Here is a 24884-nt window from a genome sequence, read left to right as displayed (position 1 = left end):
TGGTTATGCAATGAAAATACAACTAATTGCGGTCGGACAAAAAATGCCTGATTGGGTGAAAGTAGGTTTTGAAGAGTATCAACGCCGTTTCCCAAAAGATATGCCGTTTGAACTGATCGAAATTGCTGCGGGCAAGCGAGGCAAAAATGCAGATATTAAACGCATTTTAGAGCAAGAAGGCAAAGCAATGTTAGCAGCGGCAGGCAAAGGCAAAATTGTAACCTTGGATATTCCAGGTAAGCCTTGGACAACGGAACAACTGGCGAGTCAATTGGAAGCGTGGAAGAACGATGGGCGAGATGTGTGCCTATTGATTGGTGGTCCAGAAGGGCTTTCGCCAGAATGCAAAGCTGCAGCGGAGCAAAGTTGGTCGCTTTCACCTCTAACCTTACCGCATCCTATGGTGCGTGTTATTGTAGCGGAAAGTTTGTATCGTGCGTGGTCATTAACAACAAATCACCCTTATCATCGAGAATAGTTTAGCTGTGTGAAACGGCAAAATTGCAAAAAAAATAGCAAAATTTGACCGCTTGTGTTCACACGGCTAAGCCAAAAATGAGATCAATAATGTTTGGTAAACTCGGAAAATTAACAAATCCAAAACCGCGAGAAAAAGTGCGAGATGGGCAAGCGGAAAGTAATCTGTTTGCCCGTCGTGCGTTGATCGCTTTTGTTGGGGTGTTGGCGCTTACGGGCGTGTTATTAACCAATTTGTATCACCTGCAGATTGTTAATTATGACGACTACCAAACTCGCTCAAATGGTAACCGCATTAAATTATTACCTGTACCGCCGACTCGAGGTTTAATTTATGACCGCAACGGTAAAGTATTAGCCGAAAATATCACCTATTTTGGGCTGTATATTATTCCTGAAAAAACTGAAAACTTAGAGGAAACGTTGGTTGAATTGCGTGATGTGGTTGGTTTAACCGATGAAGATGTTGAAGCGTTCCGCAAAGAGAAAAAACGTACTTCTCGCTATACACCTATTTTATTGAAAGGCAATTTAAACGAAGAACAAATGGCGCGTTTTGCGGTAAACCAATATCGTTTTCCAAGTTTAGATGTTCAAGCTTATTACAAACGTAATTATCCTTACGGTGAAACGCTGACTCATATTTTGGGATATGTTGCGAAAATCAACGAAAAAGACAAGAAAAAGCTCGAAGAAGAGGGTAAGTTTGGTAATTATGCAGGTTCGCATGATATGGGTAAATTAGGCATCGAAAAATTCTACGAAGACCAATTACACGGGCAAACAGGCTTTGAAGAGGTAGAAATTAACAACCGAGGCAAAGTGATTCGTAAATTGCGTGATCAGCCTGGTGTGGCGGGCAGTAGCATTCGTTTAACAATTGATGTGGAGCTACAACAATATATTCAGAATTTGTTAGGGAACCAGAAAGGCTCGGTAGTAGTGTTAGATCCTCGTGACAGTAGTGTGTTGGCGATGGTGACTAATCCAAGCTACGACAACAATTTATTTGTGGGAGGCGTATCGGGTGCGGACTATAAACGGCTATTAGATGATCCAGCCCGCCCGCTTTATAGCCGTGCAACACAAGGGACTTATCCACCCGCTTCAACCGTGAAGCCATTTTATGCCGTAATGGGGTTAGCAGAGGGAAAAATTACTCCTTATGGTGCGATTTATGATCCTGGCTTCTGGATTTTACCTGGTACTACACAACGCTACCGAGATTGGAAAAAAGGCGGACATGGCTCAACCAACGTGAATAAAGCAATTGCTGAATCGTCGGATACGTTCTTCTATCAGCTTGCTTATGATACAGGGATCGACAAAATGTCTGAGTGGATGCGTAAATTCGGTTTTGGGCAAAAAACGGGTATTGATCTGTTTGAAGAGTCTGCAGGGGTTTATCCAAATCGAGAGTGGAAGCAAAAACGCCATAAAAAACCTTGGGTACAAGGTGACACAATCCCTGTTGGCATTGGTCAGGGTTATTGGATTGCAACGCCATTACAAGTAGCAAAAGCACAAGCAGTGTTAATTAATAATGGGCGAGTAAATACCCCACATCTGATGATGGAAGTGATCGGTAGCGATAAAACGGAGCCTTATAAAGATCCATTGCTTTATGAAGACATTAAAGGTGTGCCTGAGCGTTTTTGGCAAGTTGCAAAATTGGGAATGTATAACGTTATTAATGCGGCGAATGGTACGGGGCGCAAAGCAGGTGGTTCGTTCTATCGTGCAGCAGGAAAAAGCGGTACGGCGCAGGTATTTAACCTAAATGGTGGTAAATACAATAAAAATGCGCTGAAAAAAGAATTACATGACCATGCATGGTTTATTAGCTATGCACCTTATGATGAGCCAAAAGTGTCGGTGGCGATTATTTTAGAAAATGCGGGGGGCGGTGGCTCAAATGCAGCGCCTGTTGCTCGTCAAGTGATGGATTTTGCGTTAAGCAAAACCTTAAAAGAACCAGTTAGCAATACAGAACCTTTGCAAAATATTGAGCAAATTCAACCGCTTATAAGTGAGTAAGGAATCATTATAATGAATAGTGGCTTTAAAAAACTTTTCTGGAAAGTCTTTTCACTCGACTTATGGCTGTTATTGGGATTGTTAGCCGTTACTGGCTATGGTTTGCTTGTGTTATACAGTGCCAGCGGTGGTAGTGAGCGAATGTTCTCCAATCGTGTGATTCAGGTGTCACTTGGTTTAGGCGTCATGTTATTTATGGCAATGATTCCGCCTCGTTTTTATGAACGGATTTCGCCTTATCTCTACTTAGTTTGCATTGTGATGTTGGTGTTGGTGGACTTAATTGGGGAAACCAGTAAAGGTGCGCAACGCTGGCTGAATTTAGGTTTTGTGCGCTTTCAACCATCTGAAATTGCTAAACTTTCGGTGCCACTTATGGTGGCAACTTATTTGGCAAAACGTGCGTTACCACCGAGTTTAAAAGATACTTTTATTGCGTTAGTGATTATTCTTGTGCCTACTTTATTAGTCGCAGTGCAGCCCGACTTAGGTACTTCAATTTTAGTGTGTGCAGCGGGGATTTTCGTACTATTTTTAGCTGGGCTAAGCTGGAAATTAATTAGCGCAGGTGTAGTATTTTTAGCGGGATTTATTCCCATTATGTGGTTCTTTTTGATGCACGATTATCAGAAAACCCGTGTCATGACGCTGATCGATCCTGAAAAAGACCCTCTTGGTGCAGGCTATCATATTATTCAATCGAAAATTGCGATTGGTTCGGGGGGGATTAATGGCAAAGGTTGGATGGAAGGCACACAATCTCAGTTAGAATTCTTGCCTGAACCGCATACCGACTTTATTTTTGCCGTGTTAAGCGAAGAGCACGGCATGATTGGTGTATTGATTTTATTGGCGATTTATTTATTTATTATTGCCAGAGGATTAGTGATTGGTGCCAAATCAGATGGCGCTTTTGGACGCCTTATTTCAGGCGGCACGTCGCTACTATTCTTTGTTTACGTTTTTGTAAACATTGGTATGGTGAGTGGTATTTTACCAGTAGTTGGTGTACCCTTACCACTATTTAGCTATGGGGGGACCTCTTATGTGACCCTTATGGCGGCTTTTGGATTAATGATGTCGGCGTATGTACATCGTAAGCGTGCGCATACACATAATCCTTATAGTAAACTTTAGGCAGACTTTAAGGCTGATTTATAAAGTCTGAACCTTTGCTTTTTTGCGGTATCAAAAAGCACATACAAGAGCAGTTATCTATCAAAAGAAAGATAAACAGCCACCACAAAATAATTCTGTTTTGTGGGCAAAACACATCGTTACACAGTACGATATCTAAATGAGGAAAACTTATTTATGCGATTAAGTAAAATGGTAACCCTGTTGTTAGCTGGATTCTTAACATTCGGATCATTGAATTCTGTTGCAGCAACCAAACACGCAAAGATCGCAGTAATAAAGAAACATCAAGTTTCTAAAACTGCAAAAAAATCAGTAAAATCGACCGCTTTAAAAGCGAAGAAGGTAAAAAAAACAACGAAATCCGTTAAAAAGAAATCGTTGAAAGAATTACACAAAAATACTGCTCGTAGCCACTATCAGTCTGGTGTTGCAAGCTACTATGCAGATAAGTTTAACGGACGCCGTACCGCAAACGGCGAAACATTTAGCAATTTGGCAATGACCGCTGCCCATAAAACGCTACCATTTGGTACTTTAGTTGAAGTAACTAACATGCGTAATGGGCGCTCAGTGGTGGTTCGTGTAAATGACCGAGGCCCTTATGCTCACGCTCGTGTAGTTGATTTATCTAAAGCGGCCGCGCGCCAATTAGGTATGCAACATAGCGGAACTGCACACGTGAAATTAGCTGTGCTAAATAAAAACAAGAAAAATACTCGAGAAGTAAGAAAAAATAGTTAATTGTTTAACTTTTCTTGCATTGGGGGTTGTTGAGCAATCAACAAACCCCTGCTTGCGTTATATAACCTGTCATTTCCTGAAGGATTGGATGCTTTTATGAAGAAAACATTATTTAAATCAGCGAGTCTTTTGGCTTTAGCTTTCTCTCAATTTGCAGTTGCTGATGCAAACGTAGATTTTGGCATTGCGCCTCCGCAACTCAATGCAAAAACCTATATCTTAATGGACTATAACTCTGGTAATGTGTTAGCAAGTTTAAATCCAGATCAGCGCCAATATCCAGCTTCCTTAACCAAAATGATGACAAGCTATGTGGTAGGCGATGCGATTAAACAAGGCAAAGTTAAAAACAGTGATATGGTGCTGGTAACGGAAAACTCTTGGGCGCAAAAATTCCCAGGATCATCATTAATGTTTTTAGATTTAAATACGCAAGTTTCGGTAGAAGATTTAATGCGTGGTTTAATTATTGTTTCAGGTAACGATGCAGCAGTTGCGTTAGCGGAACACACTTCAGGCTCACAACAAGCATTTATCGACCAAATGAACAAATTCGCTCAGCAGTTTGGTCTTAAGAATACGCACTTCACTACAGTACATGGTTTAGACGATCCAAACCAATATTCTTCAGCACGTGATATGGCAATTATTGGTGCGCATATTATTCGTGATCAGCCAGAAGAATATAAAATGTATGCTGAAAAAGAATTTAAATACAACATTAAAAAACCACAGCCAAACCGTAACGGCTTATTATGGGATAAAACCATGAACGTGGATGGTATGAAAACAGGTCACACTAACCAAGCGGGCTATAACTTAGTTGCATCAGCAACGAACAGCAATACTCGTTTAATTTCTGTGGTGATGGGTGTGGATACTTATAAAGGGCGTGAAGTAGAAAGTAAGAAACTCCTACAATGGGGCTTTGCGAACTTTGAAACAATTAAATCGTTACCAGCAGGTCAAGCCGTTTCTGAGCAAAGCGTGTATTATGGCGAAGCAAATAAAGTACAACTAGGTTCAGTTCAAGATAGCTTTGTAACCGTGCCAAAAGGTAAATCTTCAGAGTTAAAAGCGCGTTATGAACTTGAACTCAAAAATCTTGAAGCGCCTTTAGTAAAAGGGCAAATAATTGGTAAAGTGATTTATCAATTAGATGGTAAAGACGTTGCAAGTAGTGAATTACAAGTGCTACAAGATGTGCCAGAAGCGGGTATTTTCGGTAAAGCATGGGATTGGATCGTGCTAACGGTGAAGAGTTTATTCGATTAAAAGCGCCTACTTGTGAACGAGAAAATGATCCCCATATTCAGGTGATTCACAAAACAAGCGGTGTGATTTCGCAAAAAATTGCAAAATCATACCGCTTAGTCTTAATAGCAAATGAAAGAAAAGGATATAAATATGACACAATCAAAAGCAGTAAATCTCCAAGATTTACCACAAGCAAAATTAAAAGATTTATTAGAATTCCCATGTTCATTTACGTTTAAAGTGGTTGGTGCACACCGTGATGATCTGGTTGATGATGTTGTGGAGGTAATCCAAATTCATGCAAAAGGTGATTACAACCCTCGCCAACAACGTAGTTCAAAAGGTACCTACAACTCAGTTTCAATTGATATTATTGCAGAACATATTGATCAAGTTGAAACGCTTTATGCTGAACTCGCTAAAATCTCAGGCGTGCGTATGGTGCTATAAATCGTAATGCTTTTAAACGGGAGAGAATCTATGAGTCAACTTATCGTTCGCCAACTGGATATTCAACCCTATGAAGAAATCTGGCACCGAATGCAACAATTCACCGATACTCGTGATGAGCATACTGCCGATGAAATTTGGTTAGTTCAACATCCAGCGGTATTTACTCAAGGTTCTGCGGGTAAACCAGAACATTTACTTAATCCAACCAATATTCCTGTCGTGCAAACTGACCGTGGTGGGCAAATTACCTATCACGGCGAAGGACAGCAGATTATGTATGTGCTGATTGATATTAAGCGGTTAAAAGCACAGGGTAAAGCGGTATCAGTGCGAGATCTAGTCACCGCACTTGAGCAATGTGTGGTTAAGACATTGGCTGATTATGGCATTGAAGGTTATCCGAAACCTGATGCACCAGGGGTATATATCAGCGGTAAGAAAATTTGTTCGCTTGGGTTGCGTATTCGTCAAGGACGTTCATTCCACGGTTTGGCATTTAATGTGAATATGGATTTAGCTCCGTTTCGCAATATTAACCCGTGTGGTTATGCAGGCTTAGAAATGGCACAATTAAAAGATTATATTGCGGAATCTGAAGCACAATGCGATTTAGTTTCGCCTAAATTAGTAGCTCACTTTTGCAACATTTTAGGGTATAATGAGCAACAAATTATTAACAAATAATGTTTATCTGGCATTTGCCCTTTAATAGAAATATTATCAGAATTGTAAGAACTGTATGGGGCGGAGTTTATCTCCGCCCTTTAAAATTGCAGAGAAAAGGATAGAACTTAATGACAACTGCTACAGGCACAAAGCCTAAAAAAATGGAAGCATTTAAAATGGAGCGTGGCGTTAAATATCGCGACGCTGCTAAAACTTCTGTAATTCAGGTGCGCAATATTGACCCTGACCAAGAGTTATTACCAAAACCAAGTTGGATGAAAATTAAATTGCCAGCGGCATCGGCAAAAATTGACAGTATCAAACACGGTATGCGTCGTCATGGCCTACATTCAGTATGTGAAGAAGCGTCTTGCCCAAATTTGCATGAATGCTTTAACCACGGTACGGCGACATTTATGATTATGGGCGCAATTTGTACTCGTCGTTGTCCGTTCTGTGATGTGGCACATGGTAAACCATTACCGTTAGATCCCGAAGAACCGCGTAAAGTGGCGGAAACCGTGCAGGATATGAAGTTAAAATATGTGGTTATTACTTCGGTTGACCGTGATGATTTAGCCGATCGTGGTGCGGCACACTTTGCTGCAACCGTACGTGAAATCAAAGCGTTAAATCCAGAGTGTAAAGTAGAAATTTTAGTGCCAGATTTCCGTGGACGTGTGGAGCAAGCGGTTGCAATTTTAAAACAAAACCCGCCAGATGTGTTTAACCATAACCTTGAGAACGTTCCACGTTTATACCGTGAAGTGCGTCCAGGCGCAGACTATAAATGGTCACTTGAATTATTACAAATCTTCAAACAAGAATTTCCAAATATCCCTACTAAATCAGGTTTAATGGTGGGGCTTGGTGAAACTAACGAAGAAATTTTAGAAGTGATGCAAGATTTGCGTGATCATGGCGTAACTATGCTGACTATCGGTCAATATTTACAGCCAAGTCGTCACCACTTAAAAGTAGAACGTTATGTGCCACCTGAAGAATTTGATATGTTCCGTAATGAAGCGGAAAAAATGGGCTTTGAACACGCCGCTTGTGGTCCGTTTGTTCGTTCGTCATATCACGCAGACCTACAAGCTAAAGGTGAATTAGTTAAATAGTATTCTCCAACGACAACCACGGCGTGCAGCGCATTCCGTGGTTTTCATTTTCTAGTCAAAATTTGACCGCTTATTTGCGCATTTATTGATAAATGTTACAATCAGCCACTTTCAATTAGCCTTAAACAAAGATTCGCTATGTTAAAAAAAATTCTTTTAGTTGGAATGACGGTATTTACTGTCGGTTGTTCTTTCTCAAATCAATCAGCACAGCAAGAGGCATTTCCTGGTGAATTTGCTAATGCTGATTATGTGTTGGTGGACAAAGATGCTCAACGCTGGGTAGCATTGAGTGAACAAGCTTCGCAATGTATTTATCCAAATCTTACCCGCATTCAACAAGCGCATTTCTCTAAAGAAGATGCCTATATTCATTCACAATATGTGTTTTTCTACCCATTAGAAGACGTTATTGGTGAGCAATATGTGAAGCTGGTACAAGCGGATGAAAAATCTATGGGCTATGCGCAGTATCAATTTAAGAAATTCAAAAATAACCCCGCAGACATCGACAAAATGAGTAGCAAACAATGCCAAACGTTACGCGCACAAGCAAAAGATGATTTGGCAGTGGTGAAAGGTCAATATAAAAGCGGGATGGTGGAAGAGAGCAAAACTGAAACCAAAAACGGTGATGGCGTAGCAACCAACGAGAATAAATTTTTCTTCGATATTATCAAATGGGGTTCGGCATTATTGCTGTAACCCGTTTAAATGCTGGCAAGCGGTCTAATTTTAGTGAAAAACCACGGAATATATGGACTGATTTCAGTCTGTTCCGTGGTTTACTTTTTGTAAGTTTCAGCCGAAATTTAACCGCTTGTTGCTACGCTTAATACACATCTCTTAACAAACGTTTTTCCGCCACTAGCTGTGCTACGATATTATTGAATGCGTCCACATAGGATTGATTCCCCTCTTGTTCGGCAATCTGGATCAGCGTCTCATCAATTGCTTTACTCATCGCTTTGCTCCCGCATACATAGAAATAAGCGCCTTGCTCGATTAACAGCCAGACTAATGCTGCCTGTTGTGCTAACACATCTTGTACATAGAATTTCTCCGCTTGATCTCGAGAGAAGGCAGTAAAGAGGCGTGTGAGTGTGCCATTTTGTAGATGTTGTTCCAATTCAGCCTGATACAGAAAATCTTTAGCCATATAACGCTCACCAAAGAATAGATAGCTTGAGTTTGGTGAACTTTGGGTTGCAAGATTTTGCAAGAAGCCAATATAAGGCGCAATACCCGTGCCAGAACCAATCATCACGATAGGTTTTGCATTTGTAGGCAAGTGGAAATGTGGATTGGATTTTGCAAAAATTTGTACAAAATCGCCCGCTTGTAGCTGTGCTAACTGGCAACTTGCTGTGCCGTAATAGTGGCGTTCTGCAAGTTGATATTGCACTTGGCGTACACATAAATCTACATATTCAGGATGCGTTTTACCACAAGAACTAATTGAATAAGCACGTGCAGTAAGATTGCCAAGAATATTTTGCAAATCGGCAAGCGAAATGGTTTTTTCGGGGTCAAAATCACGCAATACGTCCAGCAGATCGTGTCCGTAGAGATATTGTTCAAGTGCTTTTTTATTGGCGATTTTTAACAAATCTTTGAGAGCAGTGTTTGCACAAATTTTTGCCAGGTCACGCAAGACGTTTTTGCTTAAAATACGCAATTCTTTATAGCGCAATTGCTCAGTTGCGCTTTTATCACCAAACCATTGTACAAAAGTGTCCAATAAGTGTGCAGGTTGTTGAACTTGTACATAAATTAAATCACCCGCTTGATAAAAAATGCCGCTATTTTTTAGGGATAAACGAATATGGTAAACCGCAGGTTCAGCGTGAGCTAACGGTTGGATTTCTAGCACTTTTGCTTGATAGGTACGCTTCTCGTCATACACTTTAACCGATAGATCATGCGCCACAGGCGTGGTTTCTGGTTGAGTGATTGCTCGTTCAACAAGCGGCAACCATTTTTTGAAAATTTCCTGATAATTTAAATCGGCATCAACACGTTCAATCAGTGCGGATACTTGCTGGCTTTGCAACAATTGGTCAAGCTTTTGGCTGTAACCGCAGAATTTGTCATAACTTGCATCGCCCAGCCCAAAAATAGCGTAGCGCCCTTGATAAGCGGTTGGATTTGCAAGGTAATTTTCAATAAAATCTTCCGCATTTTCAGGTGGTTCACCATCGCCAAACGAACTCGTTACAATCAAGAGCAAACTATGCGGATCGAGCGATGAAAGATCGGTATCGTTCAGCGTTGCAAGGGTGGGTTGATAAGGCTGTAGAAACGTTTGTTGTGCTAGCTGTTGAGCAAGTTGTTCCGCATTGCCAGATTCTGAGCCATAACCAATATGGACATGAGAAATCGATTGCATTAAAGATTCTCCTAAACGAAAAAGCGTGCGCAAAGCATTGCACACGCTTTCAAAAATAAAATTATTTATCGTAGAATTCGTCGTAAATTTCTTTTGATAATTCAACCGCTTCGAAATTTTCCATTAAATCATTAATGACACGGCATACGCTGATGTAGCCAGTAATATTACCTGCTTCGTCAAACATTGGCTGAACGGTAGTGTCCACAACATAAACAACACCACCTTTACCGCAGTTTGGTACGATACCTGTCCAGATTTTACCTGCTTGAATGGTATCCCACATTTCTTTATATACTTCTTTCGCAACCGCAGGGTGGCGCACGATATTGTGCGGCTGACCAATTAATTCTTCACGAGAGAAACCTGTTAATTTACAGAATAAATCATTGGCATAAGTAATCACACCTTGTAGGTCGGTGGTTGAGATGACGAGAGTGTCTTGTACTGCTTTTAAAATTGCATCATTTGAAGGCACGATTTGTTCAGCCATATTGAAGCTCCATTTTAGTTAAGTTATGTTGATATTTATTTCAGTACGGAAAATTAATACCTTACTAAAATACTAGGAATAAGATACGCTAAAAATGTTGGAATGTAAATTGGCTTCATTTTTTTATGGTGAAGGAGTAATAAAGAAGCGGTCAATTTACTTGTAAAATTTGCAAGAAAATTGACCGCTTGTTAGAGGCAAATGCCTCAGGGGGATATGTCGAGTTTGGATTAAATGTTACCAGTGCCGTTATCTAAATGCGCACGAATAAACCATTGTAGTTTTTCAAGCGCGCGAGTTTGTGCTACTAATAAATCTTCGCTGATTGGATCTAAATGCCCATTATGTTCAAGCACAACACGGTGCGCTTCAATATTATGTGAATAGTATAAATCAATCATTTTTAAGTGATCTTGTACTGTTGCACGACCTAACGGATATTCTGGAGTTTGGCGTGTTGCAACAAGATTGCCTGACAAGCCATTTGGTGCAACGCCTAATGCAGCCATACGCTCTGCGATTTCATCTACGAAATCACGCACTTCATCTACTTGGCTATCAAGCATTTCATGTACAGCAATAAAGTTTGCGCCAACCACATTCCAGTGTGCGTGTTTTAAGATCATCGATAATTCATTTAAGCCCTGTAAACGCATTTGTAATGCCTCTGCGATTAAATGACCTGTTGAAGTCGTTAAACCTGGCACGGTGTGAGTTGCGTTTTTATTGATATCTGCAGTTAATGCTTGTGCTTGAGTATTTAAAGTTAGTACTGGGAAGGTAATAGTTTTGTTGCTCATATCTACACTCCTATCGTTGTTTCTCATCAAATTTATGTTGTACATTATGCGTACAATACCCATGATTGTCTAATTGTTATTGCTGATAAGTTTGATAGTTGTTGATAGTTACTGGTAATCAAAAATTGGTATTGGATAGCATTTATCTATTAATTGTTATGAGATTCATTTGCAATACACTTACCCGTGTGGGTATTCTTCCTGAATTAAGCAAACGTTTGCGCAAATTGGCTAGTCAAACATTATAAACAGCACTATACTCATTGCTCTTATAATATGCACACTCGAGGAAACAACAATGAGCAATTCAGTGATTACGGTGATCGGTAAAGATCGTGTAGGTATCGTGTACGATGTATCAAAAATCTTAGCAGAAAATCAAATTAATATCGTGAATATCAGCCAACAGTTAATGGACGATTTTTTCACGATGGTGATTTTGGTTGATACCAGCAAATGTGAACAATCATTCCCACAGCTAGCGGAGTTTTTTAGCCAAGAAAGTAAAAAATTAGCGCTAGATATTCGTATCCAAAATGAAGATATTTTCAAAGCAATGCACCGCATTTAAGGGAGTGGCGAGATGAGTATTCAATCCAGTGAAATTATTGAAACGATAAAAATGGTCGCTGACCAAAATTTTGATGTGCGTACAATTACCATTGGTATTGATTTGCATGATTGTATCAGTGCCGATATTGATCAGTTAAACCAAAATATTTACCAAAAAATCACGACAGTCGGTAAAGATTTAGTCAAAACGGCCAAAATCCTTTCCGCTAAATACGGCGTTCCAATTGTGAATCAACGTATTTCTGTAACGCCGATTGCACAAATTGCGGCTGCAACAAAAGCGGATTCTTATGTTTCTATCGCACAAACGCTTGATCGCGCAGCAAAAGCGATAGGGGTTTCTTTTATCGGTGGCTTTTCGGCGTTAGTCCAAAAAGGGATGTATCCTTCAGATGAAGTGTTGATTCGTTCAATTCCAGAAGCAATGCAAACTACAGATATTGTGTGTAGCTCAATTAATATTGGCTCAACTCGTGCGGGGATTAATATGGAGGCAGTGAAATTAGCGGGCGAAACCATTAAACGCACAGCGGATATTACCCCCGAAGGTTTTGGCTGTGCCAAAATTGTGGTGTTCTGTAATGCGGTGGAAGACAACCCATTTATGGCGGGCGCATTCCACGGTTCGGGCGAAGCAGATGCGATTATTAATGTCGGCGTTTCAGGGCCTGGTGTCGTAAAAGAAGCGTTAGAAAATTCCAATGCCACCACACTGACTGAAGTAGCAGAAGTGGTGAAGAAAACTGCCTTTAAGATTACCCGTGTGGGTGAATTAATTGGTCAAGAAGCGTCAAAAATGCTAAATATTCCGTTTGGTATTTTAGATTTATCCCTGGCGCCAACCCCTGCAATTGGTGACTCTGTGGCACGTATTCTAGAAGCGATGGGACTCAGTGTGTGTGGAACGCACGGCACCACCGCAGCCCTAGCGCTGTTAAATGATGCAGTGAAAAAAGGTGGCATGATGGCCTCTAGCTCGGTGGGCGGTTTGAGTGGGGCATTTATTCCTGTTTCTGAAGATGAGGGAATGATTGTCGCAGCTGAAAGTGGCGTTTTAACCCTCGATAAATTAGAAGCGATGACAGCAGTTTGTTCGGTGGGTTTAGATATGATCGCTGTTCCTGGTAAAACGCCTGCTCACACCATTTCAGGGATTATTGCGGACGAAGCTGCAATTGGTATGATCAACAGTAAAACCACAGCAGTGCGGATTATTCCAGTAACGGGCAAAGACGTGGGTGAGAGCGTTGAATTTGGTGGATTACTTGGCTATGCGCCGATTATGCCAGTGAAAGAAGGCTCATGCGAAGTATTTGTTAATCGTGGTGGACGAATCCCAGCGCCAGTTCAATCAATGAAGAACTAAGCTTAATAACAAAAGCAAGCGGTCAAATTTACCTAAAATTTTGCAAAAAACTGGGGAAATTTGACCGCTTGGTTGTTTTTCTAATCTGGCTAGAGATCATCAATTAAGGTGCTAGTTTTTTTGGGTTGATAACGTAAATTCAGCTGTGCTGGTACAGTAGTTTGCCCTTGTAGTGTATCAACTTTGCTCGAAGGCACAAAGACTAAACGGATACTGTCATCATCAAATACCATAAACCATTTTTGGTCGGTTGGTAAGCGTTGCCCTAATTTGATATTGCCTGAAATTTGTGTAGGTTCGCCATATTTTTGGCGTAAACCTTGGCTGACTCTGTCTCGTTCGTGTGCGGCAAGCACCAGATTGATTAATTCCAGTTTTTGATCAGCAAAACGGATAATAGCTTTAATTGGCTGTTCAGCAAATTTAAATTGGCTACAACGCCAAATCTTGTTGGCTTCCAATTCTTCCCATACACTTAAGCACAGTTTACTTTTACGCACCTCATCAATTGAAGCGCCAAATTTGAGGTCTTTATAGCCATCAGCAGCTTGCACACTTAACGACAATAACCCCATCAATAACATAAGATATTTTTTCATTGCTATCCTCAATAAGCGGTCGAATTTGCAAAATTTGTTACAAATTCAACCGCTTGTTTATTATTTACACGTAAAACTGGTTGCTTTGTTTTCATCACCACCCACATAAGTGGCGATTTTTGGATATGGGCAAAGGGGCATTTCTTTGGCTTTATTTGCCATTTCAGGCCCCGCTTTAGCAAGAATAAAATCAGGCGCTTTACCTTCGTCCGTCCATGCTTCTAACGCACTAAGCGGGTCAAAATTCTCAGTAGCAGGCCCCATACCGCAATGGTTCATGCCAGGAACCATAAACACGCGTGCAAAGTCATCTACATTTTGCATATTGGCTTGTAATTGCTGATACCAATCACGTAAATCATGCGCAGAGAAGACAGGGTCGGATACACCTTCAAAAATAATCATTTTTCCGCCTTTTGCTTGGAAATAAGATAAATCCGTTTCATCCGCATCATTTACCCCAGCAATTTCAAAGGTTTTTGCGACATCTTTATCAAAATCGAACTGAAGCGTATCAAAATTCGGATTATGTGGTGTCATAAAGTATTGTGATAAGCTTTTTACTCCCATCATAAAATTGATTGAATTTGGCTCAGTGGTTTGTGATGAACCATGTTTCCATATACGCCAGCCGTTGGTGTTTAAACCCGCATCATAAGGCCAAGAAGAGTAAACATTTTCACCTTGACTGTTTTTGGCGCCACCAAAAATTGCGTTCAGTAACGCTACTTTTTGTTCTGCTCGATCACCTAATTCGGCTTGAACCATTTCAGGTTTAAAGTCACATTGCTCCCATGCATTGATAATGCCATCCGCTAAACCATCTTTAGCATCACATTGTTTAAGCACACCTTTTACTACCACATCTAAATCCGCTTGAGTAAGTGCATTGGCAACAATTTTCTCGCCTTTTTCATTGGTTGGTGCATATTTAAGGAAGTGTTGGTTATCCCACGCCTCTGCTACTGCCGCTCTAGATAAACGAAAACCAGGGTTGCCCGCTACTACGCCATCAAATTCTTGTGGATAGCGCATTGCCGCCTGCATCGCTTCTCGTCCACCATTCGAACACCCCATAAAAAAGCTTTTGCTTGGTTTAGTTTGATACATTTGTTCGATAAGCTGTTTGGCGACCACGGTCACTTTGCCTGTGGAAGCAAGCGCATAGTTAAAGCGAGCTAACTGATCTTCAGAGAAAGAGGTGTCTCGAGAACCACCGCCGTGTCCGCTGTCAGTACTCACAACCGCATAGCCACGAGAGAGTGCAGGAAGTGCGGTAGAACCACGAACAGGCGTTTTACCAATTGCTGGTGAAACGACGCCATTTGTACCGCCACCACCTTGAAATAAGAATTTTTTATTCCATTGCTCTGGCAGACGTAATTGGAAGCCAATGGCGTATGGTTTACCGTTCACACCAATGCGTTTTTCAATTTCACCTGTGACGATACAGTGTGCGCCCGCGGTTACTGGTTTAGCGCTAGCACCGCTCATTGCAGCGTTTTTGTCTTGTGGTAATTCACCAGCCGCTAACCATTCAGTTTGCGTAATTTGGGTATCGTAAATTTTCGCATCCTTTAACGCGATACATTGCAGTTGTGCCGTGGATAAATCACTTTGGGTATTAGCATGAGCAGCTTGGCTGAGGTAAACCAGCACAAGCGTACTGGCGATGGTGGTAATTTTGTGCATAGGGTTACTTCCTTTGATTGTTATGTCATAAAAATAGTGTGTCGTTTAGTGATAACGACCTTTAAATGCGTTAATTGTTACTAAACCAAAGAATAGTGCAAATAACAGATCACCGAACCCATAGCTAGCAAAGAAGCAAAACATCAGCATGGATTGTCCAGCAAGTACATCTAATTTTTCGGGTTGAGTTGCAAGCCAATATGCCCATGCCGCCGCATAAAGCAGTTTTTCTATACAAAAAATCAACACTAAATGCGGAGTTAGCCAAAAGCGACGAGCAACTGACCAATAAGCTAAACCCCATAAAACAATGGCAATTTGTCCGACCCAAGAGAACACTACTGGGTCATTTTCCATAAGGGTAGAATCGGTAAAAAATTGGGTAAAGCCTAAAATACCGATTAGGTTATACAGTCCTGCTAAAATAAAACCTTGAATGGCAGAATGTTTACTTAACATACATTTCTCCAATTTATATCTTATTAAAAGATATATTTATATGTCATACTAAAAATAAGCAAGTTCTTATCTTCAAATCATTTTATGAAACTTTACACAATCGCAAGCTGTTTTTTGTGCCTTGCCCCGATAGCCTTTGCAGCTCACACTACCGTTCAGTCTGAACACTCTGCGAGTGATAACCGCATTGTGACTGCTCAAACGGAACCGCAATATAGCCGTAATTTGATAGTGTTTTTTGATGCTGAAATGGGCGATCAAGCGTTGTTACAAACGGTTGAAACTCAAGGCTATATCTTGTTATATCATTACAATATGTTGAAGGCGATTGCGATTCATATTCCTGACACCAAATCTATCAAGGCTGCAATTCGCCAGTTAGTATCAGTTAAAGGCGTAATTGGGGTAAACCAAGATCAAGTGTTAGAGCTTAATTGATCGCAATAAAAGTATTCTTTATTCACCAAGGTTTGTAACTGTGGCAATAATTGCACAATCAAACGCAGTTGCTGAGTTAATACTAATGCTAAACGATCTTCCATTGTTTGATGCATAATTTCAAACTGGTTCAATGTCAGATCTATGTCCAGTAATTGTTGTGAAATCTCCTCGCTGCTGGTTTGGGCGTGAATAATTGCCTCTAATAAATTCACCATTTGTTTGCCTTGGCGGAAGAAAACGGCTGAAAAATCAATATGATGATTAATTTCATTGCTTTCGACACGATAAGCGCCCAACGCAGAAATATAGCTCAATAGCGTATAAGTCACACCCAATAAAGTGGGCGCAAAATGTAGCGCCTTTTGGTATTTTTGTGGCTCGCTATGCATATTGGAAATCACGGAGCTTAATGCCGAAATATGATTATGTACATCACGCCGTGCAACACGATAGCCAAGTTGGTCGTTATAACCAAATTGCAATTGCGCCAAAATGTGGCGTAAATATTGACCGCTTGCTTTCAGGGTATTTTGCAAGTTTTGGTGCAGATTTAAATATTTCCAATCGGGATAAATAAACGACACAGCCAGCCACGCAATTGCAGTGCCAATTAATGTATCAAACAAACGAGGCAATAACGCATTCTGGGCGCCTAAACCTGCGACATCAAGGCTTACAAAAACGAGTAGTGTAATAAAAAAGGTTGAGGAGCCATAATTACTTACCCTAAAAAAGTAATACAAACTACCTGTAATGGTAATTAAGCCTAATTGCGCCTCTAAACTGGGTGAAAAATATTGGAAACAGAAGCCAATAAACACGCCAAGTACCGTGCCGATGACTCGCTGAATAAGGCGCTTTTTAGTTGCGGAATAATTGGGCTGACAGACAAAAATTGCCGTGAGTAGAATCCAATAACCTTTATTATCCAAATCGAAGAGAAACACGCTCAAACTCCCAACTAACACCACTAAAGCTAATCGCAACGCATGTCGGAATAGCTGAGAGGAAAGGGTGCATTGGTTACGAATAGCAGAAAACATATTGTGTAAGCCTGATACATTTTCGGCGCTCAAGCGGGCGGATTTCAGCAAATCTTTGCGTAAATTGTCTACGGCAGTTTGTTGTTCAATTTGGCTTAATTGTCCTTCAATATTGCGTAGGTTTTCTGCGATAGAAAGCCAGCGATGCGCACTTGCCAGTCCTTTTGCTTGATGATAGTTCAACGAATTTAATAACCCTTGTAGCGCCTTTTCACCCCGAACGCTGTGCTGATAGCTTTCGCCGTGACGTAATGCCACCGCAATTTGCTGGCAAGCAATCGCTTGAAGCTCCAAGACCCGCTGAAAGCGGAACATTAAATCGCTATTGTTTAACTGCTGGAATAGTTCGTGATATTGATAATGGCTGGAACTCGCTCGTTCTAAAATATCTTGCGCAGTAAAGTAATAACGTAACAAGCGGTATGTTTTGACATGTCCATGTTGTCCTTGTAGACGATAAAAGAGAGAAACTCGTGTTTGGTCAAAGGCGAGCATCACTTGCTGATTGGCTTTTGCCAACGCTAATTGTTTTATAGGCAGGTCATCATCATCGGGATCAAAATAAGCGGATTTAGCTTGTAGATAGGCGGCGAGCGCATCGTATGCCTTCGCTAAATTTTCTTGCACTAAGCGGTTTGGAAAGCACAAATGCACCACAATGCTCACCACACCGTACAACAATGCTCCCGCTAAAATCATCAGTGGATTGCCATACCAACTATCGCTAGCGCTGTAGGTGAGACAAGTATAAATTGCCACAATCAATGTGCCGAATGCAATTGTGCTATAACGTTGCCCAATCGCCCCTAACATGACTAGTGTAAAGGTGCTTAGCATCGCCAGTGGTAAAAATAACCAACCCATGCTTAACGACCATTGCGCACTGAGTGCTGAAAGCGTAAAAGCCACCAGACTTAGTGCCAAATTTTTGATTCTGCCTGCCAAACTGCTATCTAAATCAACTAAACCACCTGCAATCACCCCCAATACCAATGGCATAGCTAGATGTGACAATTGTAATTGCCACACCACCACGGAGACTAGATTGATCGCAATAAAAATGGGCAGGGTTTTAATGATATTTTCGGATAACCAGTGAGTTTGAATCTTTTTGAATAGGCTTTTCATAGGCTATAAGCAGTCAAATTTCTACAAAAGTTTGCAAATTTTAAAGCAAATTTGACCGCTTGAGAAATAGTTAAAACGGATTATAAATAACCTTGATAACTCCGATATTGCCCATCTCCTTTACCCTCCACACACGAGCCGTGCGTGGTTACGAGGCACAGTGTGACTGTTGCGTAGCTTTGCTGCCTTTATTGCCAACTCCAGCGGAGCTACACTATTCGTAACCTAGCGCGGTGAGTGCTAGGCATTATTCAGTAAAATAAAACCGCTTATTTATACCTTTTGCATTGACTAACGAAGGATAATGACTAGAATCAGACAAATCACTTTAATATAAAGGACTTATCCGAATGAACTTATACAACATCAAACACCCCGAAGAGCAAGTGAGTTTTTCCCAAGGCGTACGCCAAGGTTTAGGTAAAGATCAGGGCTTATTTTTCCCTGAGGTGTTACCAAAATTTGACGACATCGACGCGTTATTAAACTTACCTTTAGTAGAGCGTAGCCAAAAAATTCTCGCCGCTTTGATTGGCGATGAACTTCCACAAGAAACCGTGAACAACATGGTAAAAAATGCGTTCACTTTCTCTGCACCTCTCGCAAAAGTAAACGACGATATTTATGCACTTGAGTTATTCCATGGTCCGACTTTAGCGTTTAAAGATTTTGGTGGTCGTTTTATGGCGCAAGCGCTAGCAAGTGTGCGTGGTGATGGCAAAATTACTATTCTAACCGCAACGTCTGGCGACACAGGTGCGGCAGTTGCACACGCATTCTACGGTTTAGAAAATATCAACGTGGTGATCCTTTATCCAAAAGGCAAAATTAGCCCATTACAAGAAAAATTATTCTGCACGCTCGGCGGTAATATTCGCACTGTTGCAATCGAATCAGACTTTGACGCTTGCCAAGCGTTAGTAAAACAAGCGTTTGATGATGCTGAATTACGCCAGGCAATCGGTTTAAACTCAGCAAATTCAATTAATATCAGCCGTTTATTGGCACAAGTGTGCTATTACTTTGAAGCGGTAGCGCAATTACCAAAAGAAAAACGTTCATATGTCGTGGTTTCAGTACCTAGTGGCAACTTCGGTAACTTAACCGCAGGTTTAATCGCAAAAACTTTAGGTTTACCAATCAAACGTTTTATCGCTTCAACCAATGCGAATGACACGGTACCTCGTTACCTCAAATCAGGCAAATGGGAACCAAATGCTACGGTTGCAACCCTTTCAAATGCAATGGACGTAAGTCGCCCGAACAATTGGCCTCGTGTTGAAGAACTCTTTAAACGTAATGGCTGGAATTTAACAGATTTAGGCTCAGATGCCTTAAATGATGAGGAAACCGAGGCGGCATTAAAAGCACAATATGCGGAAGGTTACTTATGCGAACCACATGGAGCAATTGCTTACCAAGTGTTAAAAGATCAGCTTCAAGCAGGTGAGACGGGGATTTTCCTCTGCACTGCACACCCAGCGAAATTCAAAGAAAGCGTAGAACGCATTTTAAATATTGAATTACCACTGCCAGAAGCATTGGATAAACATAACAAAATGGAATTATTATCCGACACGATGCCAGCAGATTTCGCGAAATTACGTGAATATTTGTTAGCAGGGAATTAATCCAACATAACAATAAATCAATCACGGGCTATTCAAATATTTCTGAGTAGCCCGTGTTTTTTTACTGAAATTCGACCGCTTATTCCGCTAATTCGGTTTGTTCGTGCGCCATTAGCGCTTGTCCAACCGAATCTAGCAGTGATAAATAACGCTCGTAGTGCTTCAGAATATCCGCAATCAGCTCTTCGCCTTGCATATATTGCACGTCATAGCCTACCCGTCCGTCAAAGAAATAAGCGATAGGTTCATACGTAACGCTATTTTGAATATGCGGCAAATGTTCATCATTGATTAACTGCTCCGAAACTTCTCGCCCAACCGATTTAATGCCATACATAAAATCTCGCATTGATTCTTTATGAATCACCAGTTCCACTGCTGGCTCGGCTTGTTCAAAGTAGCAATTTACATCAACGCTCAAACCGTATTCTGCAATCAATTCACGGCGAAGCTCACGCATAGCGGGAAGAGCGGTCTTTTTCAGGAATTTATTTACATCTTTTTCTTCAGTTTGATTCAGCATTTGGCTGAGATAGTCTCGCCATTTATCTCCTGTCCATAGCACCGAAGTTGGGGTAAGTTTAGCCGCAAAATATTTTTTATCTGCACCAAGCCCCATCCATAAACTTACACACATTACCGCCATTAAAATCGAGAAGGGTAATGCGGTAATCAGCGTCATGGTTTGCAGATTGGCCAAACCACCCGCACCAAGAAGCGCAATTGCTACCGCCGACATTAACACTCCCCACATTACTGCCTGCCAACGAGGTGAAGTTAAACTTTTATCACGAGAAGCAATATTGTTGAGTACATAAATACCCGAGTCAGCAGAGGTAATAAAGAACAGCGAAATACTTAACAATGCCACTACTCCTGTTATAGCAGAAAGCGGTAAATAGCCTAAAAATTTAAATAGCAAGGTCTCAGGCGTTGTCACAAATTGCGCTAAAGCGCCTTGTGCTTCATGTAAATCAAACCAAATTGCGCTATTTCCAAACACAGTAAACCACAGTACACCGAATAAGCTTGGCAAGGCTAACACCCCAAAAACAAATTCGCGAATGGTACGCCCACGAGAAATACGTGCGATAAATAATCCCACAAATGGCGCCCAAGAACACCACCATGCCCAATATAAAATCGTCCAGCCGTTAAACCATTCAATATTTTGTTGCTCGTAAGCATAGGTTTTAAAGCTAAGTTGTACTAAATTGGTGAGATATGTACCGATATTGTCGCTAAATGCGGCTAACAAGTGGAGTGTTGGACCACTTGACAGCACAAAAATCAATAAGCAAATCGCCAACAATAAATTGGTTTCACTTAAAATTTTTACTCCTTTACCTACGCCAGAAATAGCAGAGATAATCGAAAGCGTCATCACCACGACGATTACCGTAATTTGTAGTCCAAAGCTATTTTCGCTAAGCCAGCCCATTTCTACTAAGCCAGCGCCCAACTGTGCGGAGCCAAATCCTAATGTGGTGATAATACCGAATAATGTTGCGATCAGCGCCATAATATCAATAAAATCGCCAATCTTGCCGTTAATACGATCTTTTAACAGCGGATAGAAACATGAACGTAGTGCTAAAGGAAGTTTATAACGAAAGCCGAAATAAGCGAGCGCTAGCGCAATCACTCCATAAATTGCCCAAGCGTGCATTCCCCAGTGGAATACCGTGTGCAACAATGCTTGTTGGGTTTGCTGTTCACTGGTTCCGCCTGTTATTGAGGACAAATAATGCGAAAGTGGCTCTGCAACACCAAAGAACATTAGCCCAACCCCCATTCCAGCGGCAAATAACATTGCCATCCAAGAGATAAAACTAAATTCAGGTTCTTCTTCATTTGTGCCGAGTTTGATATTACCTAAACTACTCACCGATAAAATCAGCAAGAAAAATAAGAAAATCGAGCACATTAAAATATAAAACCAACTGAAATTAGCAAAAATCGCCGCTTTAGTGGCATTTAAAATCGCCTGTGTCCCATTCGGGAAAATTAAAATCGACGTGACAAGTAGAATAACTAATAATAACGTAATGCCTGTCACAAACGGATTAAATGAAGATCTGTCACGAATAAACGTGGCTAAGCCCATACTGACTCCTTTGATTGACATGAAGATAATTTAATTAAATGTGTAATCTCACGATTAAATTTGAACGCCCGAAGCGGACGAATGAAAAGGTAAGAAACCTTATTTTGACGAGCAGGAACGCTCTGATTGAATAAACTATTAGCAATACTAGCATAAAATATCACCCATAACAAACTGGCGATATTTTTAACTAATTAGATAAGTTTTTTTGGTAAAAAATATCAGGTGAGTCACCCCATGATGTAGGGGGATATAAGCGGTTAAATTCCCCCCAAAATTTGCAAATTATAGGAAGAATTTGACCGCTTGGACATTTTTCTAACTTTTCAATTCTTAAAAGATATTTATATAGTTTATGCTATATTGATAGGTATTTTAAATGATTCATTGGAGGGAAAAATGGCTGCAGAAAGCGCAAGTCAATTGACCAGTGTTGTTGCTTTATTAGGAGCTGCGATTATTGCAGTGCCTATTTTTAAACGAATTGGTTTGGGCTCGGTATTAGGATATTTAGCAGGCGGTTTGGCGATTGGCCCATTCGGCTTTGGGCTATTTACCGATCCACAAACGATTTTACACGTCGCCGAATTAGGCGTAGTGATGTTTCTGTTTTTAGTGGGACTCGAAATGCAACCTTCACATTTATGGGGGTTGCGTAAATATATTTTCGGGCTGGGTAGCTTTCAAGTTGTCGGAGCTGCTATTGCGCTTACTGGCTTAGTTATGGCATTTGGTTATGCATGGCAAGTAGCATTTGTAAGCGCTTCAGGCTTTGTGCTCACTTCTACAGCAATTGTAATGCAGGTATTAAGCGAGCGAGGCGAAATGACCTCAAACCGTGGGCGTAAAATGGTCTCTATTTTGCTGTTTGAAGATATGTTGATCGTGCCATTACTCGCTGTGGTTGCATTCCTTTCGCCGTTACATAGTGCGGAAGCCAGTACGCCAATTTGGCAGAAAATCGGCATTGCATTGTTAGCCATTGCGTTCTTATTGGTGATTGGCACTAAGGTGTTAAATCCATTCTTCAAAATGTTAGCTCGCACCAAAATTCGAGAAATGATGACGGCGGTTGCGCTGTTTGTGGTACTAGGTTCTGCATTATTAATGGAAGTGAGTGGGCTTTCTGCCGCAATGGGCGCATTTGCAGCGGGCGTGTTGCTTTCAACCTCAAGTTTCCGCCACCAATTAGAAGTGGATATCGACCCATTTAAAGGCTTACTGCTTGGCTTGTTCTTCCTCGCCGTGGGAATGTCACTCGATCTTAATGTAGTATGGGATAACCTTGGGCTGATTTTATCTGGTGTGGTGTTAATGATGTTATTAAAAGGCTTGGTAATTTTTGTGGTAGCACGTTTATCAGGTAGTAATAATGCGGATGCTCACGACCGCGCCATTGTCATGGCGCAAGGGGGCGAATTTGCCTTTGTATTATTTGCATCGGCACACGCTCAAAAGGTGATCGATGACACGGTACATGCCAATATGACTGCAATTGTGGTGCTATCTATGGTGTTTACGCCATTAATGATTGTGTTGAGCCAAAAATTTATTGCACCACGTTTGAAAAAAATGGTGGACGAACAACCTGATGATCATATCGAAGAACAAAATCCAATTATTTTGGTTGGTTTAGGGCGCTTCGGACAAATTGTAAATCACTTATTACAAATGACAGGCTTTCACCCAACTATTATTGAATTAGATTCAAAACTGATTGCGGGGATGAAAAAACGTGGTGTGAAAAGTTACTATGGTAACGGTGCTCACCCTGATTTACTCAAAGCGGCGGGCATTGCGACTGCACAAATGTTGATTGTGGCAATTGATAATCCAAAACAAGCGTTAGAGATTGTCAAATATGCACGTAGTGTAAATCCACATATCAAAATTATCGCACGTGCTTACGACCGCTATCACGTTTATGAATTGGTGCAATCAGGTGCAGATATTGAAGTGCGTGAAACTTTCGATGGTGCATTGCGTGCAGGTAAACAAGCGCTACGAGAACTAGGTATTGATGCGGATAAAGTGCATGAAATCGGTAATATGTACTTCGGCAAAGACCGCCACAGCGTGAAGTTAATGTCGGAAGTGTATGATCCAAAAATTGAAAAATTCAAAAACGAAGAAATGTATCGCATCGCCCTCGAACAAGACCAAGAAATCATGGCTGAAATCCAGAAAATTTTAGATCGAGAATAAAGGCTATCCCAAAATCCCCCGCTCTTTAGGAAAGCGGGGTAGGGAGATTTGATTGCGATAGCGATT

At 41.0% G+C, this 24884-nt stretch carries 22 protein-coding genes; 14 read left to right on the top strand and 8 right to left on the bottom strand.

The window, feature by feature from the left end:
* The first annotated feature begins 10 nt into the window (after nt 1-10).
* From rlmH to F8M47_RS01905, 9 genes are all read left to right on the top strand, one after another.
* On the top strand, nt 11-478 hold the full coding sequence (gene rlmH, locus F8M47_RS01945; RefSeq protein WP_150538544.1) for a 23S rRNA (pseudouridine(1915)-N(3))-methyltransferase RlmH: 468 nt from the start codon (nt 11-13) through the stop codon (nt 476-478).
* Between the two features lie 89 nt (nt 479-567).
* Nucleotides 568-2514: a penicillin-binding protein 2 gene (gene mrdA, locus F8M47_RS01940; RefSeq protein ID WP_150538543.1), complete on the top strand. Its 1947-nt coding sequence runs from the start codon at nt 568-570 to the stop codon at nt 2512-2514.
* A gap of 12 nt (nt 2515-2526) precedes the next feature.
* Nucleotides 2527-3651 carry a rod shape-determining protein RodA gene (gene rodA, locus F8M47_RS01935; RefSeq protein ID WP_150538542.1) on the top strand — a complete coding sequence of 375 codons (1125 nt, stop codon included), beginning with the start codon at nt 2527-2529 and terminating at the stop codon, nt 3649-3651.
* A 177-nt stretch (nt 3652-3828) separates the two neighbouring features.
* Nucleotides 3829-4395 carry a septal ring lytic transglycosylase RlpA family protein gene (locus F8M47_RS01930; protein WP_150538541.1) on the top strand — a complete coding sequence of 189 codons (567 nt, stop codon included), beginning with the start codon at nt 3829-3831 and terminating at the stop codon, nt 4393-4395.
* A gap of 96 nt (nt 4396-4491) precedes the next feature.
* Entirely contained in the window at nt 4492-5670 is a 1179-nt protein-coding gene (locus F8M47_RS01925; RefSeq protein ID WP_150538540.1) for a D-alanyl-D-alanine carboxypeptidase family protein, read from the top strand.
* 132 nt (nt 5671-5802) lie between these two features.
* On the top strand, nt 5803-6102 hold the full coding sequence (ybeD, locus tag F8M47_RS01920; RefSeq protein WP_150538539.1) for a DUF493 family protein YbeD: 300 nt from the start codon (nt 5803-5805) through the stop codon (nt 6100-6102).
* A gap of 30 nt (nt 6103-6132) precedes the next feature.
* Entirely contained in the window at nt 6133-6789 is a 657-nt protein-coding gene (lipB, locus tag F8M47_RS01915; RefSeq protein WP_150538538.1) for a lipoyl(octanoyl) transferase LipB, read from the top strand.
* A gap of 110 nt (nt 6790-6899) precedes the next feature.
* The gene (gene lipA / locus F8M47_RS01910) at nt 6900-7892 is read left to right on the top strand and encodes a lipoyl synthase (protein ID WP_150538537.1); all 993 of its coding nucleotides are present in this window, start codon (nt 6900-6902) and stop codon (nt 7890-7892) included.
* Nucleotides 7893-8030: 138 nt separating this feature from the next.
* Nucleotides 8031-8597: a DUF5358 domain-containing protein gene (locus F8M47_RS01905; RefSeq protein WP_150538536.1), complete on the top strand. Its 567-nt coding sequence runs from the start codon at nt 8031-8033 to the stop codon at nt 8595-8597.
* 127 nt (nt 8598-8724) lie between these two features.
* Here the strand turns inward: F8M47_RS01905 and F8M47_RS01900 are convergent, their stop codons facing one another.
* The 3 genes from F8M47_RS01900 to F8M47_RS01890 all read right to left on the bottom strand — a co-directional run bounded on the left by F8M47_RS01900 (nt 8725) and on the right by F8M47_RS01890 (nt 11574).
* A complete protein-coding gene (locus tag F8M47_RS01900; RefSeq protein ID WP_150538535.1) occupies nt 8725-10281 on the bottom strand; it encodes a diflavin oxidoreductase in 1557 nt (518 codons plus the stop codon).
* Between the two features lie 61 nt (nt 10282-10342).
* A complete protein-coding gene (locus F8M47_RS01895; RefSeq protein WP_150538534.1) occupies nt 10343-10774 on the bottom strand; it encodes a PAS domain-containing protein in 432 nt (143 codons plus the stop codon).
* Between the two features lie 230 nt (nt 10775-11004).
* Nucleotides 11005-11574 (bottom strand): Dps family protein, encoded by a 570-nt coding sequence (locus F8M47_RS01890; RefSeq protein WP_150538533.1) that lies wholly within the window; start codon nt 11572-11574, stop codon nt 11005-11007.
* A 298-nt stretch (nt 11575-11872) separates the two neighbouring features.
* On the opposite strand from F8M47_RS01890, the gene F8M47_RS01885 reads away from it, so the two are divergent.
* Nucleotides 11873-12145 (top strand): ACT domain-containing protein, encoded by a 273-nt coding sequence (locus F8M47_RS01885; RefSeq protein ID WP_150538532.1) that lies wholly within the window; start codon nt 11873-11875, stop codon nt 12143-12145.
* 12 nt (nt 12146-12157) lie between these two features.
* The gene (locus F8M47_RS01880) at nt 12158-13513 is read left to right on the top strand and encodes a PFL family protein (RefSeq protein WP_150538531.1); all 1356 of its coding nucleotides are present in this window, start codon (nt 12158-12160) and stop codon (nt 13511-13513) included.
* 89 nt (nt 13514-13602) lie between these two features.
* Here F8M47_RS01880 and F8M47_RS01875 read toward each other — a convergent pair whose 3' ends face one another.
* Genes F8M47_RS01875 through F8M47_RS01865 form a run of 3 tightly spaced genes read right to left on the bottom strand, consistent with a single transcriptional unit; the run spans nt 13603 to nt 16263 of the window.
* Nucleotides 13603-14112 carry a hypothetical protein gene (locus F8M47_RS01875; RefSeq protein WP_150538530.1) on the bottom strand — a complete coding sequence of 170 codons (510 nt, stop codon included), beginning with the start codon at nt 14110-14112 and terminating at the stop codon, nt 13603-13605.
* 60 nt (nt 14113-14172) lie between these two features.
* Nucleotides 14173-15804 (bottom strand): tannase/feruloyl esterase family alpha/beta hydrolase, encoded by a 1632-nt coding sequence (locus F8M47_RS01870; protein WP_150538529.1) that lies wholly within the window; start codon nt 15802-15804, stop codon nt 14173-14175.
* A 45-nt stretch (nt 15805-15849) separates the two neighbouring features.
* Complete coding sequence (locus F8M47_RS01865; protein WP_150538528.1) at nt 15850-16263, bottom strand: hypothetical protein; 414 nt, start codon at nt 16261-16263, stop codon at nt 15850-15852.
* Nucleotides 16264-16347: 84 nt separating this feature from the next.
* Between F8M47_RS01865 and F8M47_RS01860 the strand changes: the two genes are divergently transcribed.
* Nucleotides 16348-16701 (top strand): hypothetical protein, encoded by a 354-nt coding sequence (locus F8M47_RS01860; RefSeq protein ID WP_150538527.1) that lies wholly within the window; start codon nt 16348-16350, stop codon nt 16699-16701.
* Here the strand turns inward: F8M47_RS01860 and yccS are convergent.
* Nucleotides 16680-18875, bottom strand: coding sequence for a YccS family putative transporter (gene yccS, locus F8M47_RS01855; protein ID WP_150538526.1), 2196 nt, complete (start codon nt 18873-18875; stop codon nt 16680-16682). The two genes, F8M47_RS01860 and yccS, sit on opposite strands and share 22 nt — an antisense overlap.
* 350 nt (nt 18876-19225) lie before the next feature.
* On the opposite strand from yccS, the gene thrC reads away from it, so the two are divergent.
* Nucleotides 19226-20506 carry a threonine synthase gene (gene thrC, locus F8M47_RS01850; protein ID WP_150538525.1) on the top strand — a complete coding sequence of 427 codons (1281 nt, stop codon included), beginning with the start codon at nt 19226-19228 and terminating at the stop codon, nt 20504-20506.
* 79 nt (nt 20507-20585) lie between these two features.
* Here thrC and F8M47_RS01845 read toward each other — a convergent pair whose 3' ends face one another.
* Entirely contained in the window at nt 20586-22613 is a 2028-nt protein-coding gene (locus F8M47_RS01845) for a BCCT family transporter (RefSeq protein ID WP_150538524.1), read from the bottom strand.
* A gap of 399 nt (nt 22614-23012) precedes the next feature.
* On the opposite strand from F8M47_RS01845, the gene F8M47_RS01840 reads away from it, so the two are divergent.
* Nucleotides 23013-24818 carry a monovalent cation:proton antiporter-2 (CPA2) family protein gene (locus F8M47_RS01840; protein WP_150538523.1) on the top strand — a complete coding sequence of 602 codons (1806 nt, stop codon included), beginning with the start codon at nt 23013-23015 and terminating at the stop codon, nt 24816-24818.
* Nucleotides 24819-24884: the final 66 nt, after the last annotated feature.

The sequence above is a fragment of the Actinobacillus vicugnae genome, from assembly GCF_901687125.1.
Classification (GTDB): domain Bacteria; phylum Pseudomonadota; class Gammaproteobacteria; order Enterobacterales; family Pasteurellaceae; genus Actinobacillus; species Actinobacillus vicugnae.
The sequence above is the reverse complement of the archived record's forward strand: the minus strand, read 5'-3'. Positions and strand labels throughout refer to the sequence as shown.